Source organism: Streptomyces sp. NPDC086147, assembly GCF_040702165.1.
In the GTDB taxonomy this organism is placed as follows: Bacteria; Actinomycetota; Actinomycetes; order Streptomycetales; family Streptomycetaceae; genus Streptomyces.
The window spans coordinates 152,253-165,991 of record NZ_JBFBJO010000003.1 but is presented as its reverse complement, the minus strand read 5'-3'; the positions used below and the strand labels follow the sequence as shown (position 1 = coordinate 165,991).

The window sequence follows — 13,739 nt, the reverse complement described above, 5'->3', positions numbered from 1 at the left end:
CAGAGAAGGGGCATGTTTCACGTGAAACCGATCGACCCGCGTCTGCTCCGGTACGCCCGTGCCACCCGTCTCTTCCTGATCGCGGTGGTCGTGCTCGGCCTCGTCGGAGCGGCGCTGGTCGTCGCGCAGGCGATGCTCGTCGCCGAGGTCGTGGTGGGCTCCTTCCAACAGGGCCGGTCGGTTTCCGCCCTGGCCACGCCCCTGCTGCTGCTCGCCGGAGTGGCGGTGGCGCGGGGGCTGGTCTCCTGGCTGACCGAGCTCGCCGCCCACCGGGCGAGCGCGGCGGTCAAGTCCGAACTCCGGGGGCGGCTCCTCGGCCGTGCCGCCGCGCTCGGGCCGGGATGGCTCAGCGGGCAGCGGACCGGTTCGCTGATCGCCCTCGCGACCCGGGGGGTGGACGCGCTCGACGACTACTTCGCCCGCTACCTGCCCCAGTTGGGCCTCGCGGTGGTCGTGCCGGTGGCGGTCCTGGCCCGGATCGTCACCGAGGACTGGGTCTCGGCGGCGATCATCGTCGTCACGCTGCCGCTGATCCCGCTCTTCATGATCCTCATCGGCTGGTACACCCAGGCCCGGATGGACCGGCAGTGGAAACTGCTCTCGCGGCTCTCCGGCCACTTCCTGGACGTAGTGGCCGGCCTCCCCACCCTCAAGATCTTCGGCCGGGCGAAGGCCCAGGCCGAGTCGATCCGCGCGATCACCTCCGAGTACCGGCAGGCGACCATGCGCACGCTGCGGATCGCCTTCCTCTCCTCCTTCGCCCTCGAACTCCTCGCCACCCTGTCGGTCGCCCTCGTCGCCGTGACCATCGGCATGCGGCTCGTCCACGGCGACCTCGACCTCTACACCGGGCTCGTCATCCTGATCCTGGCGCCCGAGGCGTACCTCCCGCTGCGACAGGTGGGGGCGCAGTACCACGCGGCGGCGGAGGGGCTCGCGGCGGCGGAGGAGATCTTCGACGTCCTGGAGCGGCCGGTACGGGATGGGGGAACGGGCGCGGCCCCGGACTCCGTGCGCCTCGCACTGGACGCCGTGACGGTACGGCACGCGGGGCGCGCCGAGCCGTCGCTCGACGCGGCGACGCTGACGGTCGAGCCGGGCGAGACGGTGGCCCTGGTCGGACCGAGCGGTTCGGGCAAGTCGACGCTGCTCGACGTGGTCCTCGGGTTCACCGCCCCGGAGCCGGGCGGCACGGTCCGGGTCGGCGGCGAGGACCTCGCGGGGCTCGACCCGGAGGCGTGGCGGTCACGGATCGCCTGGGTGCCGCAGCGCCCGTACCTCTTCGCGGGGACGATCGCCGAGAACGTACGGCTCGCCCGCCCGGACGCCTCCGACGAGGCGGTACGGAAGGCCCTGCGGGACGCGGGGGCGGACGGGTTCGTCGCGGAGCTGCCGGACGGGACCGAGACCCCGCTCGGCGAGGACGGCGCCGGACTCTCGGCGGGGCAGCGGCAACGGCTCGCGCTCGCCCGCGCGTTCCTGGCCGACCGGCCCCTGCTGCTGCTCGACGAGCCCACGGCCGCGCTCGACGGGGAGACGGAGGCGGGCGTGGTCGACGCGGTCCGACGCCTCGCGGCCGGCCGGACGGTCCTGCTCGTGGTCCACCGCCCGGCGCTGCTCGCGGTGGCGGACCGGGTGGTGAGGCTGGGAACGGACACCGGGACACCGGTGGCGTCGCCGCCGACCGGTGACGCGGCCGGAGCCGGGGCACCCGGCACGGCAGAAGCGGTGGTCTGGTCCGGCACCGCGACCGGTCCGGTCGGTGGGGCCGGGGTGGCCGACGCGGCCGAGACGGTCGCTGCCGCCGCCGACGCCGTGGCTCCGGGCGGTGTGCTGCGGCGGATCCGGGACATGGCCGGGGAGCTCAAGGGGCGCATGGCGCTCGCGCTGCTGCTCGGGAGCCTCGCCCTCGGGTCCGCCGTCGGACTCATGGCCGTCTCCGGCTGGCTCATCTCCCGGGCCTCCGAACAGCCCCCCGTCCTCCATCTGATGATGGCGGTCACCGCCACGCGCGCCTTCGGCATCGGCCGGGCCGTCTTCCGGTACGCCGAGCGGCTCGTCTCGCACGACGCCGTCCTGCGGATGCTCGCCGACCTGCGGGTCTCCGTCTACCGGCGCCTGGAGCGGATCGCCCCGGCCGGACTGCGGCGCACGCGGCGCGGTGACCTGCTCGCCCGGCTCGTCCAGGACGTCGACGCGCTCCAGGACTACTGGCTGCGCTGGCTGCTCCCGGTGGGCGCCGCGCTCGCCGTGGGCATCGGTGCCGTTGCGTTCACCGCCTGGCTGCTGCCCGAGGCCGGGGCCGTCCTCGCCGTGGGCCTGCTGGTCGCGGGGATCGCCGTACCGGCGGCCGGCGGGGCCCTCGCCCGCCGGGCCGAACGGCGGCTCGCCCCCGCGCGCGGCGCCCTGGCGACCTCCGTGGCCGACCTGCTGCGCGGCTGCGCCGAGCTGACGGTGGCCGGCGCGCTGCGGAGCCGTACCGAAAGGGCCCGGGAGGCCGACCGCGTCCTCACCGGCATCGCCTCCCGGCAGGCCGCCGCCACCGCGCTCGGGGCCGGGCTCTCCGCCCTGGTCTGCGGCCTGACGGTCGCGGCCGCCACGTTCGTCGGCGTCCAGGCCGTGCGGGACGGGCGGCTCGACGGGGTGTCCCTCGCCGTGGTCGTCCTGACCCCGCTCGCCGCCTTCGAGGCCGTGACCGGGCTTCCGCTCGCCGTCCAGTACCGGCAGCGGGTCAAGCACAGTGCCGAGCGGGTCTTCGAGGTGCTCGACGCCCCCGTGCCCGTACACGAGCCGCACACGCCCGCCGCTCCCCCGGTGGGTCCGTTCCCCCTCGAACTCTCCGGGGTCTCCGCCCGGTACGCCGGGCAGGAGCGTCCGGCGCTCACCGGCTTCGGGCTCACCCTGGAGGCCGGGCGCCGGGTCGCCGTCGTCGGCGCGTCCGGCTCGGGCAAGACCACGCTCGCCCAGGTGCTGCTGCGGTTCCTGGACGTGGAGCACGGCACGTACCGGCTCGGCGGCGTGCCCGCCGGGGAACTGGACGGGGACGCGGTCCGGCGCCTGGTCGGCCTCTGCGCCCAGGACGCGCACCTCTTCGACAGCTCCGTCCGCGAGAACCTGCGGCTCGCCAGGGTCGGCGCGGACGACGGGGAGCTGCGCGACGCGCTGCGCCGGGCCCGGCTGCTCGACTGGGTGGACGGGCTGCCCGAGGGGCTCGACACCCTCGTGGGCGAGCACGGCGCGCGGCTCTCCGGCGGCCAGCGGCAGCGGCTCGCGCTCGCGCGGGCCCTCCTCGCCGACTTCCCGGTCCTCGTCCTCGACGAACCGGCCGAGCACCTGGACCTCGCCACCGCCGACGCGCTCACCGACGACCTGCTCCGGGCCACCGAGGGCCGCACCACCGTCCTCATCACCCACCGGCTGCACGGCCTCGACGCCGTCGACGAGGTGCTCGTCCTGGACGGGGGCAGGACCGTGCAGCGCGGCTCGTACGCCGAGCTCGCGGCGGAGGACGGGCCGCTGCGCCGGATGCTGGAGCAGGAGCGGGCGACCGACCTGCTGGCGACCGCCGTCACCGCGACCGCCGTCACCGCGACCACTGCCACCGCGACCACTGCCACCGTCATTGCCACTGCCGCCACGACCACCGCCGTCTCCGCCGCGGCGACCAGCGCAGCCGACTTTTCTCGCTAAATAGGACTTACTAGGCTCAAGCCATGACCGCCACCGAGTCCGGCCCCCCGGACCCCCTGGAAGCCGCCACCCGGGCCACCCGCAGCCTCCAGGGGCTCTCCACGGAGCTCACCGCCCGCGTACCGCAGCTCCTGGAGGCCATGCGCTCGGTCGGCACCGGGCTCGAACTCCACTCCACCCTTGACCGCATCTGCGAGACCGCCGCCGAGCTCGCCGACGCCCGGTACGCGGCGATCGGCGTCGTCGACGACGAGGGCGACGGCCTCTCCGACTTCGTCACCTTCGGCGTCGACGAGGACACGGCCCGCCGGATCGGGCGCCGCCCCGACGGCCACGCGGGGCTGCTCGGCGCGCTGATCCGCGATCCGCAGACCATCCGCCTCGCCGACCTCTCGAAGGATCCGCGCGCGGCGGGCTTCCCGCCGGGGCACCCGCCGATGGGGTCCTTCCTCGGCGTCCCCATCCGGGTCCAGGGCGAGATCTTCGGCAATCTGTACCTCGCGGAGAAGCGCGGCGGGGACGGGTTCAACGACTACGACGTGCACATGGTCCGGGTGCTCGCCACCGAGGCGGGCATCGCCATCGGCAACGCCCGTCTGTACGAGGCGGCCCGGCAGCGCGAGCGGTGGATCGACGGCTCGGTCGCCGTCACCACCGCCCTGCTCTCCGGCGGCGACGCCGACGACGCCCTCACGGTCGTCGCCGAGCAGGCCCGCCGGCTCGCCGACGCGGACGCCGGCATCGTGCTGCTCCCCGCCGAGGAGGGCGGCCTGGAGGTCGTCGCCATCTCCTCGCCCCGGTCCACGAAGTGGCTGGGCACGGTGATCCCGCCCGAGAGCGACGTGGTGGAGCTGCTCTTCGAGGGCGAGGCGGTCTTCGTCCCGGACGCCTCCTCGGATCCGCGCATGAACAGCCCGATGACCTCGGTCTACGGGCCGAGCATGATCCTTCCGCTGCAGAGCGGCGGGCGGGTGCTCGGGGCGCTCGCGATGCCGCGCGCACGGGACGGCCGCCCCTTCACGGAGTTGGAGCGGACGCTCGCCACCCAGTTCGCCTCGCAGGCGGCGCTCGCCCTGATGATGGCCGACGCGCAGCGGGACCGGGAGCGCCTCGCCGTGTACGAGGACCGCGACCGGATCGCCCGTGACCTGCACGACCTGGTCATCCAGCGGCTCTTCGCCACCGGCATGATGCTGGAGAGCGCCCAGCGCAGATCGATCGTTCCGGCGGTGCGCGAGGGCGTGGGCAAGGCCGTGGACGAGCTGGACGTGACCATCCAGGAGATCCGCACGGCGATCTTCGCGCTCCAGCAGGGACCCGCCGAGGCCCCGTCGGGGCTGCGCACCCGCGTCCTGCGGGAGATCAACATGGCGGCCGTGCCGCTCGGCTTCAAGCCCGCGCACCGCTTCCTCGGCGCGCTCGACTCGACGGTCGGCGAGCTCACCGGCAAGAACCTCGTCGCCGCGCTGCGCGAGGCGCTGTCCAACGCGTTCCGGCACGCCGACGCGAGCCGGATCGAGGTGGTGGTCGACGCCGGTGTCACCCTGCCCGACGGCTCCGCCGGGGTGCGCCTGTCGGTCGCCGACGACGGCGTCGGCATCCCGGCGGGCGGCCGGCGCAGCGGCCTGCGGAACCTGGCGCGCCGGGCGGAGTCCCTGGGCGGCGCGAGCTGGTGCGGGCCGGGGCTCGGGGAGGACGGCGGAGGGACGACGGTCGTGTGGGAGGCGCCGCTGTAGGACCGGTCGGTCGTGCCCGGTGCGGGGGCGTGACCAGGTCCCGGGGAGGCCCTGTGCGCCAGGCGGGCCCTAGTGCGGGCCCGCGGTTCCGGCGAGGGCCTCGGCGACGAGCTGTTCGATGACGACGGCCACTCCGTCCTCGTTGTTGCCGGTCGTACGGCCCGAGGCGGCGGTGATCACGTCCGGGTGGGCGTTGCCCATCGCGTACGAGCGGCCCGCCCAGGTGAGCATCTCGATGTCGTTCGGCATGTCGCCGAAGGCGACGACCTCCTCGGCCGTGATGCCGCGCTCGGCACAGCACAGGGCGAGCGTGGAGGCCTTGGAGACGCCGAGCCCGCTGATCTCGATGAGGGCGGTCGGGCTGGACCGGGTGAAGGCGGCCCGGTCGCCCGCGGTCGCCCTGGCCACCGCGAGGAACGCGTCGGGGTCCAGCTCCGGGTGCTGGGCGAGCAGCTTGAGCACGGGGGCCGCGGCGCCGGCCTCCTCCTCGAAGAGGAGCTTCTCGGCGGTGGCGACGGTGGCGCCGGGGTCGAGGAAGAAGGGCGGGTAGTGCGGCTCGTAGTGGATGCCGGTGGTGAGCTCCACGGCGAAGGAGGTCCCGGGCGCGGAGGCGCGCAGGGCCTCGACGACGTCGAGGGCGACCGGCCGCTCCAGCGGGCGGACCTCCAGGAAGGTGCCTCCGGAGTGGAGGTCGACGACGGCGGCGCCGTTGGCGCAGATCGCCATGCCGTGCCCGTGGACGTGCGCGCTGACGACGTCCATCCAGCGGGCCGGGCGGCCGGTGACGAAGAAGACCTCGATCCCCGCCCGCTCGGCTGCGGCGAGGGCGGCGACCGTGCGCTCGGAGACGGTCTTGTCGTCGCGGAGCAGCGTGCCGTCGAGGTCGGTGGCGATCAGCCGGGGCGCCGGGACGGAAGGACGCGGAGACCGCGGGGAGCGCGGAGAACGGGGAGAGGTCACCGTCCCATTCTTCCGCACGACGCGCACGGGCGTGCGGGGAGCCGCACATATGAGTGGGAGAAAGGGGGACGGAGGGCCGGATTCGAGCCGTCGGAGGGGTCTTCCGGTCACAGCGACTCGCGCCGGGCCCCGCCCGTCCCGATCCACGGCCTCCCGCCAAGGGAAAGGCTCCCGCTCCCCGTCACCCGCGCGTCCGCCCGGATCACCGTTCCGCGGACGTGCCGCATCCGGCTCGTTCCGACATGGCCGTAAACATCCGTTCGTTTTTACGGGTGGCGGGGAAGACTCCGGAAGGCTGACGGCGTCTCTGAGGGGCGGGGGCATGGTCGCGGGACGGCGGAGCGAGGAGTGCGACTTCTGCGGCGCTCCGTACGGGGTGTGGGTCGCGAGCCTGGGCATGGCCCTCTGTTCCGCGTGCGAGCGGACCGGAGCGGACCGACCCGCTCGCGAGCCGGTCCTGGTGGGCGACATCCTGGCGGGCCTGGCCGATGCCCTGGAACCGCCCGACGACATGGTCCTGCCCGCCGCCCTGGCCCTCACCAAGCTCCCGGCCCTGCCCGCCCAGAAGCGTCGCCCCACCGGGCGGGAGGCCTGACCGGAGGCTCCGATCGGGGCCGACCGACGGGCACGGGGGCGCCGTGCGTCATCCCAGCCGGGACAGGGCCTCCGTGGCGATGGACTCGAAGACGGCCTGGTCGGCGGCGAAGTCGGAGTCCGGAATCGGCCAGTGGACCACGATCTCGGTGAAGCCGAGCTCGCGGTGGCGTCCGGCGAAGTCCACGAAGGCCTCCACGGACTCCAGCGGCCGGTTGCGGTCCGGGGTGAAGCCGGTGAGCAGGATCTTGCCGAGTTCGGCGACGTCCCGCCCGGACTCGGCGCAGGCCTTGCCGAGCCGGTCGATCTGGCCGCGCAGCGCCGCCACCGACTGCTCCGGGGCCCCCTCCTCGTACAGCTTCGGGTCACCGGTCGTCACCCACGCCTGCCCGTACCGCGCGGCCAGCCGCATCCCGCGCGGCCCGGTCGCGGCCACCGCGAACGGCAGCCGGGGCCGCTGGACACAGCCCGGGACGTTCCGCGCCTCGTCCGCCGCGTAGAACGTGCCCCGCTCCGTCACCGCGTCCTTGGTGAGCAGCCGGTCGAGCAGCGCCACGAACTCCCCGAACCGGTCCGCCCGCTCCTTCGGCGTCCACGCCTCCTGTCCGAGCGCGGTGGCGTCGAAGCCGTTGCCGCCCGCGCCGATGCCGAGCGTGATCCGCCCGTCGGAGACGTCGTCCAGGGTGATCAGGTCCTTGGCGAGCGTCACCGGGTGCCGGAAGTTCGGCGAGGTGACGAGCGTGCCGAGCCGGAGCCGCTCGGTGACCGCCGCGGCGGCGGAGAGCGTGGGCACCGCGCCGAACCACGGCCCGTCCCGGAAGGTCCGCCAGGAGAGGTGGTCGTAGGTGTACGCGGTGTGGAAGCCGAGTTCCTCGGCGCGCCGCCACTTGGCGCGGCCTCCCTCGTGCCAGCGGTCGGTCGGCAGGATCACAGTGCTCAGTCGCATGGGGACGACCCTACGAGAGGCCGAGCAGCTGTCGCATCGACTCCGCCGCGCGGACGGCCGCGTCGCCGCAGCAGTTGTTGAAGAGGACGTGGACCTCCCGCGCCCGCCCGGACATCTCGCGGACGCGCGGGACCCACTCCGAGAGTTCGCCGGGCGTGTAGTCGTGGCGGAACCTCTCCTCCTTGGTGCCGGTGCCCCACGCGGTGTTGCGGCCGTGGAAGCGCACCAGGGCGAGGTCCGGGGAGGTGACCCGTACGACCGGGGGCACGGAGGCGGGCAGTGTCTGCGTCATGTCCACGGCCACGGCGGCCGCGTCCAGCTCCGTCAGGAGGGCGGCCGTCGCGTCGGCGTTCTCCCCGTGCCACCAGCCGGGGTTCCGGAACTCCACGGCCACCGGCCATCCGGCGGCGCGCTCGCGGCACCGGCGCAGGAACTCCACCGCCGGCCCTCCCGGTACGAGCCGGTGCGGGAACTGGAACAGCAGCGTCCCCAGGCGCCCGGCCTCGCGCAGCGGTTCGAGGGCCGCGGCGTACCGGTCCCACACCTCGTCGAGCAGCCCGGGGTCGACGCCGTCCCGTCCCCGTTGCCGCGCGAAGGCCGGTCGGAGGTCGGCGGGCAGTGCCTCCTGCCGGGTCGGATGCCCGGTGAGCAGCGAGAACGCCTTCACGTCGAAGCGGAAGCCCTCGGGGGTGCGCTCGGCCCACAGCCGGCTGTTGCGGGTGCTGGGCAGCCCGTAGTACGTGGAGTCGACCTCCACCACCGGGAACCGGGTGGTGTAGTGCCGCAGCCTGCCCTCCGCGTCACGCCGCCCCGTCGGGTACCAGCCGCTGGCCACCAGCGCCTTGTCCGTCCACGAGCAGGTTCCGACCCGGATCTCTCCCATCCGGCCAGTGTTCCCCGGGACCCGTGGCGGATTCGTCCGGCACGCGGGGGTTTCCGCGGGCCCGGAGGCGTTGTCCTCCGGACACGTGGACCTTCGGTCGCGTGGGCCCGGTCGCGTCGCTCTTCGGTGACATCGGGGTCAGGACGGGAGGCGGAGGAACTCCGGCGGGACGGCGTCGGTCAGCCAGACCCCGTTGGCGCTGACGTGGAAGACGTGTCCGGCCCGGTGCATGGCTCCGGCGTCGACGCTCAGGACGACCGGCCGGCCCCGGCGGGCGCCGACCCGGGTCGCGGTCTCCCGGTCGGGGGAGAGGTGCACGTGGTGGCGGGCCATGGGCCGCAGCCCCTCCGCCCGGATCGCGGGAAGCCGGTCCGCGACCGTGCCGTGGTAGAGGTACGCGGGCGGTTCGGCGGCCGGCAGGTCCAGGTCCACCCGCACGGTGTGGCCCTGGCTGGCGCGGATGCGGGTGCCCTCGATCGCGAAGCGCTTCTTGTCGTTGGTCGCGACGACGTGGTCGAGCTCTTCGCGGGTGATCGGGAAGCCGTGCTCGGCGGTGGCCCGGAGCAGCGCGTCGATCTCGGTCCAGCCCTGTGCGTCGAGGACGAGACCGATGCGCTCGGGCTGGTGGCGCAGGTGCTTGGAGAGGTACTTGGAGACCTTCACCGTGCGGCGCTCGTCCATGGGTGGTCGTGGGGTCATCCGGTCAGGATGCCGAAGCCGGTGCCGCCCCGGCCAATGATTTCCGATGATTTTCGCAGGCAGGTTTGATCCACAGCCAAGCCGGGTTATCCACAGGAGAGTTGGTCTTTCTGTGGACAACGAGGCCTTCATTTCAAGGCAATTGGGCGTTTTGTTCAGCTATGTCTTCTCGTGGTGGCTTGAGGTAAGGGCGTCCAACGTCCTCTTGTGGAGCTCCCGTTCCGTCGCCGCCGCGACGAAGGCCGCGACCCCCTCCGCCCCGACCAGGCCCTGTACGGCCCGGACCGTCCCGGCGGGCAGCGCCACCGGGCGCGGCTCGTCGTCCTGCGCGGGCGGCGCCTCCGGAGAGAGGTGGATCTGGAGGTGACGGGTGGCGAACAGACGCATGGCACGCGCCAGTTCGGCGTCCACCGTCTGCTGGGCGAGCGGCCTGAGCCGTCGCACCATCGCCGCGGCCTCGGCCGCGTCCGCGTCCGTCGGCGGCCGGTGCTCCAGATAGCGGGCGAAGACGTACTCGGTCGTGAACTCCAGGAACCGGGAGGCGATGTGCTCGACCTGCCCCCGCAGCTCCTTCAGGTGCCCGGTGATCGCCGGCAACGGCACCCCGGCCGCGTACAGCTCGGCCGCCACCGCCAGCTCCTGGGGGCTCGGTACGAGGTACTCCTCCGTCTCCCGGTCCGGGATCCGCTCCAGGACGCCGAGCTCCACGGCCTCCCGGACGGCCTCCTCGTCCGGTGTGCCGCCGAAGCGGGCGTCCAGCTCCGCGCGCGATATCCGGGTCGCCTCCTCGTCCGTCCACGGCCCGTGGACCTCCGCGACCAGGCCGAGCACCCCGCCGAGCCCCCGGCCGGTGTCCCACGCCTCCAGGAGCTCCTTGATCGAGGCCAGGGTGTAGCCCCGGTCGAGGAGGTCGGCGATCCGCCGGAGCCGCGCGAGGTGCGCGTCCCCGTAGACGTTCGCCCGGCCCCGCCGCTCCGGACGGGGCAGCAGGCCGCGGTCCTGGTAGGCGCGGATCGTCCGGACCGTGGCCCCGCTGAGACGGGCGAGATCCTCGATCCGGTACTCCGGCTGTGCTGACTGCTCGGACAAAACCGCTCCCACCGCCCGCTTCCACCACCCCGCCGCCGCGGGGCCCGTCCTGCGAGGGATCGTACGACCGCCGCTCCCCGCCCTGCGCCGCGCCCGCTCCCGTCCTCCGTCCCCCGTCGGCTCCCTGCGTCGTCCGTCCTTGCCCCCGCCCTCGACGGCCACCCCTCTACGGCTCCCCGTCGGCCACCCCTCGACGGCCCCCGTCGCCCGCCCCTTCTCCCTTTCCCCGTCGGCCTCCTACGCCGGCGGCTGCCACCGCGCGAGGGCCCGCAGCGCTCCCGGGCTCAGCCGGGAGAGGAAGCGGGCGCCCCGGGCCTCAGGGGTCACCGGCACGACGGCCCGGTCGTGCAGGACGGCCCCCAGGATCGCGTCCGCGACCTTCTCCGGCGGGTAGTTCCGCAGCCCGTACAGCCGGGACGCCTTCTTCTGCCGCCGCTTCTCCTCCGCCGCGTCCGACACCCCGGCGAACCGCGTGGTCGCGGTGATGTTGGTGTTGACGATGCCGGGGCATATCGCGGACACCCCGATGCCCTGGTCGGCCAGCTCCGCGCGCAGGCACTCGCTGAGCATCAGCACCGCCGCCTTCGAGGTGCTGTACGCGGGCAGGGCCCGGGAGGGCTGGAAGGCCGCGGCGGAGGCGGTGTTCACGATGTGGCCGCCCTGGCCCCGCGCGACCATCCGCGCCCCGAAGTGCCGGCACCCGTGGATCACGCCCCACAGGTTGACGTCCAGGACGCGCCCCCACTCCTCGCTCGACGTCTCGAAGAAGGAGCCGGCGAGCCCGATGCCCGCGTTGTTGACCAGGACGTCGACGACCCCGTACTCGTCCTCCACCTTGGCGGCCAGTTTCTCCACCGCCTGCTCGTCGGAGACGTCGACCACCTCGCCCCAGGCCTCCTGGGCGCCGATCAGCCGCGCCATCTCCGCCGTCCGGGCGGCCCCCTCGGCGTCCCGGTCCACGGCCACGACCCGGGCGCCGGCCTCCGCGAACGCGAAGGCGGTGGCCCGCCCGATGCCGCTGGCCGCCCCGGTCACCAGGACGAGCTGGCCGCCGAACCGCTCCGCGTACTCCGGCCGCACCCCGCTCTTCGCCGCCGTCGCGACCGGCTTCGACGTCCCGGCCGCCGGCTCCTCGTGGGTCCTGACGAACTCGGCTATCCAGGAGGACAGCTGGTCCGGCCGGGTGCGCGGCACCCAGTGCTTGGCGGGCAGGGTGCGCCGGGTCAGCTCCGGCACCCAGGTGCCCAGGTCGTCGTAGAGCCGGTCGGAGAGGAAGGCGTCGCCGGTCGGCACGATCAGCTGCACGGGCGCGTGCGCGTACGCGTCGGGGCGCGGCCGGGAGAGCCGGGCCCGGACGTTGTCCCGGTAGAGCCAGGCCCCGTGCGCCGCGTCGTCCGGCAGCGAGGACGTCGGGTAGTCGCCGGCCGGGACCTTCTCGACCCGCTCCAGGATCGCCGGCCAGCGCTTGCCGAGCGGACCGCGCCAGGCCAGCTCCGGCAGCACCGGGGTGTGCAGCATGTACACGTACCAGGACTTGGCGCCCTGGCCGAGGAGCTGCCCTATCCGGCGCGGGGTGGGCCGGGTCATCCGCCGCTTGATCCAGTGCCCGAAGTGGTCGAGGGAGGGCCCCGACATCGAGGTGAAGGAGGCGATCCGGCCCTCGGTGCGCGGCACGGTGACGAACTCCCAGGACTGCACGGAGCCCCAGTCGTGGCCGACGAGGTGGACCGGCCGGTCCGGGCTGACGGCGTCGGCGACCGCGAGGAAGTCGTCCGTCAGCTTCTCCAGGGTGAAACCGCCGCGCAGCGGGGCCGGGGCCGTCGACCGGCCGTGGCCCCGGACGTCGTACAGCACCACGTGGAACTCCTCGGCCAGCCGGAGCGCGACCTCCGACCACACCTCCTTGGAGTCCGGGTAGCCGTGCACGAGCAGGACGGTCGGCCGGCCCGTCTCGCCGAGCTCGGCGACGCACAGCTCGATCCCGCCCGTACGGACCCGGCGCTCCCGGGCTCCCTTGAGCTCCGTCATCAGACCGCTCCCTCGTTCCAGCGCCGCACGTGCGGCAGATCGTCGTCCAGCCAGAACGCGCTCTGCTCGGGGTCCCGGGAGTCGGTGACGACCAGGATCTCCTCGAACTTCGCGCCCGTACCCCGGAATCCGAGGTGCGGCTCGACCGCCCACAGCCCGGGCGTGGGCGGGTGGTCGGAGAACTTGTACGGCGACCAGAGCGGCGACCAGCCGTCCCGGTGCCCGTGCAGGGCGTCGCTCGCCAGGCCCTTGAGCGCCTGGGTGCCGAAGCCGAAGAGCGTCGGCGACCAGCGGCGCTCCCCCACCCGGTCGATCTTGTGGGCGATGACGCCGAAGGGGTAGGCCCGGTGCCGGTTCGCGTACCCCTGGCGGACCATGAGCCGGTCCACGTCCTCGTATATCTCACGCAGCGTGCGGCGCTCGCGCACCTCGCGCAGGATCAGCTCGCGGTGGGCCGCCAGGTCGGCGAGCAGCCTGTCGTGCAGGGGATCGAGCCCGAGGCAGCCGCTGTAGCCGATGTCGGCCGTGTACCCCTTGTAGACCGGGGCCATGTCGAGGATGAACGGCATCCCCGGCTCCAGGCGCCGGTTCGTCGGGAAGAACTGGAGCGGGATCCTGAAGTCCACGAAGGCCGTGCGGTCCCCGAACCAGGCGAACGGCCGGTGGAACCAGTCCCGGACGCCCCGCTCGTACAGCCACTCCCGCTGCATCCGGGCGGCCTCGCGCTCGGTCACGCCCGGCTTCAGCTGCGCCGCGACGGCTTCCGCGCACGCGTAGGAGAGCCGCTGCACTTCCCTGAACCCCCGCAGCTCCGCCGAGAGTTCACCTGCCACTGCCGTTGCCATGCCATCCGCCGTCCCCTGTGAGCGCCCGGCTGCGCTACGCGTTCGTAACTTGACATCGATGAATGTGACAATGCTCGGCGGCTGAGTCAAGGGGTCGGACGACGGCCTGTGGAAAACCCGATGGCAGATCTGTCGGAAGTCCCCCTGGGGTGTCCCGGCCGATCGGGGAGGTGACGACTTTCGTCGTTCCGCCCCTACGGCCTTGTACTCCTGTAGTCGGACAGAGATCGAGCCGTTGGTCTGACGACACATGTGGCGCACACCACTAC

The 13,739-nt window shown here is 73.8% G+C and carries 10 protein-coding genes; 3 read left to right on the top strand and 7 right to left on the bottom strand.

Annotated features, from left to right (window positions below; all coding sequences use genetic code 11):
- Positions 1 to 12: 12 nt before the first annotated feature.
- Entirely contained in the window at positions 13 to 3,690 is a 3,678-nt protein-coding gene (gene cydD / locus AB0398_RS08830; RefSeq protein ID WP_366373168.1) for a thiol reductant ABC exporter subunit CydD, read from the top strand.
- 23 nt (positions 3,691 to 3,713) lie between these two features.
- The gene (locus AB0398_RS08825; protein WP_366373167.1) at positions 3,714 to 5,426 is read left to right on the top strand and encodes a GAF domain-containing protein; all 1,713 of its coding nucleotides are present in this window, start codon (positions 3,714 to 3,716) and stop codon (positions 5,424 to 5,426) included.
- Between the two features lie 69 nt (positions 5,427 to 5,495).
- Here the strand turns inward: AB0398_RS08825 and AB0398_RS08820 are convergent, their stop codons facing one another.
- Entirely contained in the window at positions 5,496 to 6,386 is an 891-nt protein-coding gene (locus AB0398_RS08820) for a Cof-type HAD-IIB family hydrolase (protein ID WP_366373166.1), read from the bottom strand.
- A gap of 322 nt (positions 6,387 to 6,708) precedes the next feature.
- Between AB0398_RS08820 and AB0398_RS08815 the strand changes: the two genes are divergently transcribed.
- Positions 6,709 to 6,981 carry a hypothetical protein gene (locus tag AB0398_RS08815; RefSeq protein WP_366373165.1) on the top strand — a complete coding sequence of 91 codons (273 nt, stop codon included), beginning with the start codon at positions 6,709 to 6,711 and terminating at the stop codon, positions 6,979 to 6,981.
- Positions 6,982 to 7,029: 48 nt separating this feature from the next.
- Here the strand turns inward: AB0398_RS08815 and AB0398_RS08810 are convergent, their stop codons facing one another.
- The 6 genes from AB0398_RS08810 to AB0398_RS08785 all read right to left on the bottom strand — a co-directional run bounded on the left by AB0398_RS08810 (position 7,030) and on the right by AB0398_RS08785 (position 13,470).
- The gene (locus AB0398_RS08810; RefSeq protein WP_366373164.1) at positions 7,030 to 7,926 is read right to left on the bottom strand and encodes an LLM class flavin-dependent oxidoreductase; all 897 of its coding nucleotides are present in this window, start codon (positions 7,924 to 7,926) and stop codon (positions 7,030 to 7,032) included.
- 10 nt (positions 7,927 to 7,936) lie between these two features.
- Positions 7,937 to 8,809, bottom strand: coding sequence for a DUF72 domain-containing protein (locus AB0398_RS08805; protein WP_366373163.1), 873 nt, complete (start codon positions 8,807 to 8,809; stop codon positions 7,937 to 7,939).
- A gap of 138 nt (positions 8,810 to 8,947) precedes the next feature.
- Positions 8,948 to 9,490, bottom strand: a complete 543-nt coding sequence (locus tag AB0398_RS08800) for an RNA 2'-phosphotransferase (protein ID WP_366373700.1) — start codon at positions 9,488 to 9,490, stop codon at positions 8,948 to 8,950.
- A gap of 177 nt (positions 9,491 to 9,667) precedes the next feature.
- A complete protein-coding gene (locus AB0398_RS08795; RefSeq protein ID WP_366373162.1) occupies positions 9,668 to 10,597 on the bottom strand; it encodes a MerR family transcriptional regulator in 930 nt (309 codons plus the stop codon).
- A gap of 237 nt (positions 10,598 to 10,834) precedes the next feature.
- A complete protein-coding gene (locus tag AB0398_RS08790; protein ID WP_366373161.1) occupies positions 10,835 to 12,625 on the bottom strand; it encodes an SDR family oxidoreductase in 1,791 nt (596 codons plus the stop codon).
- On the bottom strand, positions 12,625 to 13,470 hold the full coding sequence (locus AB0398_RS08785) for a M24 family metallopeptidase (RefSeq protein WP_366373160.1): 846 nt from the start codon (positions 13,468 to 13,470) through the stop codon (positions 12,625 to 12,627). Before AB0398_RS08785 ends, AB0398_RS08790 begins: the two co-directional genes overlap by 1 nt.
- Between the last annotated feature and the right edge of the window lie 269 nt (positions 13,471 to 13,739).

Excerpts from the sequence above, each read along its gene's own strand:
- AB0398_RS08815 (WP_366373165.1), top strand. The coding sequence starts at position 6,709 with ATGGTCGCGGGACGGCGGAGCGAGGAGTGCGACTTCTGCGGCGCTCCG.
- cydD (WP_366373168.1), top strand. The coding sequence starts at position 13 with ATGTTTCACGTGAAACCGATCGACCCGCGTCTGCTCCGGTACGCCCGT.
- AB0398_RS08825 (WP_366373167.1), top strand. The coding sequence starts at position 3,714 with ATGACCGCCACCGAGTCCGGCCCCCCGGACCCCCTGGAAGCCGCCACC.
- AB0398_RS08790 (WP_366373161.1), bottom strand. The coding sequence starts at position 12,625 with ATGACGGAGCTCAAGGGAGCCCGGGAGCGCCGGGTCCGTACGGGCGGG.
- AB0398_RS08785 (WP_366373160.1), bottom strand. The coding sequence starts at position 13,470 with ATGGCAACGGCAGTGGCAGGTGAACTCTCGGCGGAGCTGCGGGGGTTC.
- AB0398_RS08805 (WP_366373163.1), bottom strand. The coding sequence starts at position 8,809 with ATGGGAGAGATCCGGGTCGGAACCTGCTCGTGGACGGACAAGGCGCTG.
- AB0398_RS08800 (WP_366373700.1), bottom strand. The coding sequence starts at position 9,490 with ATGGACGAGCGCCGCACGGTGAAGGTCTCCAAGTACCTCTCCAAGCAC.
- AB0398_RS08810 (WP_366373164.1), bottom strand. The coding sequence starts at position 7,926 with ATGCGACTGAGCACTGTGATCCTGCCGACCGACCGCTGGCACGAGGGA.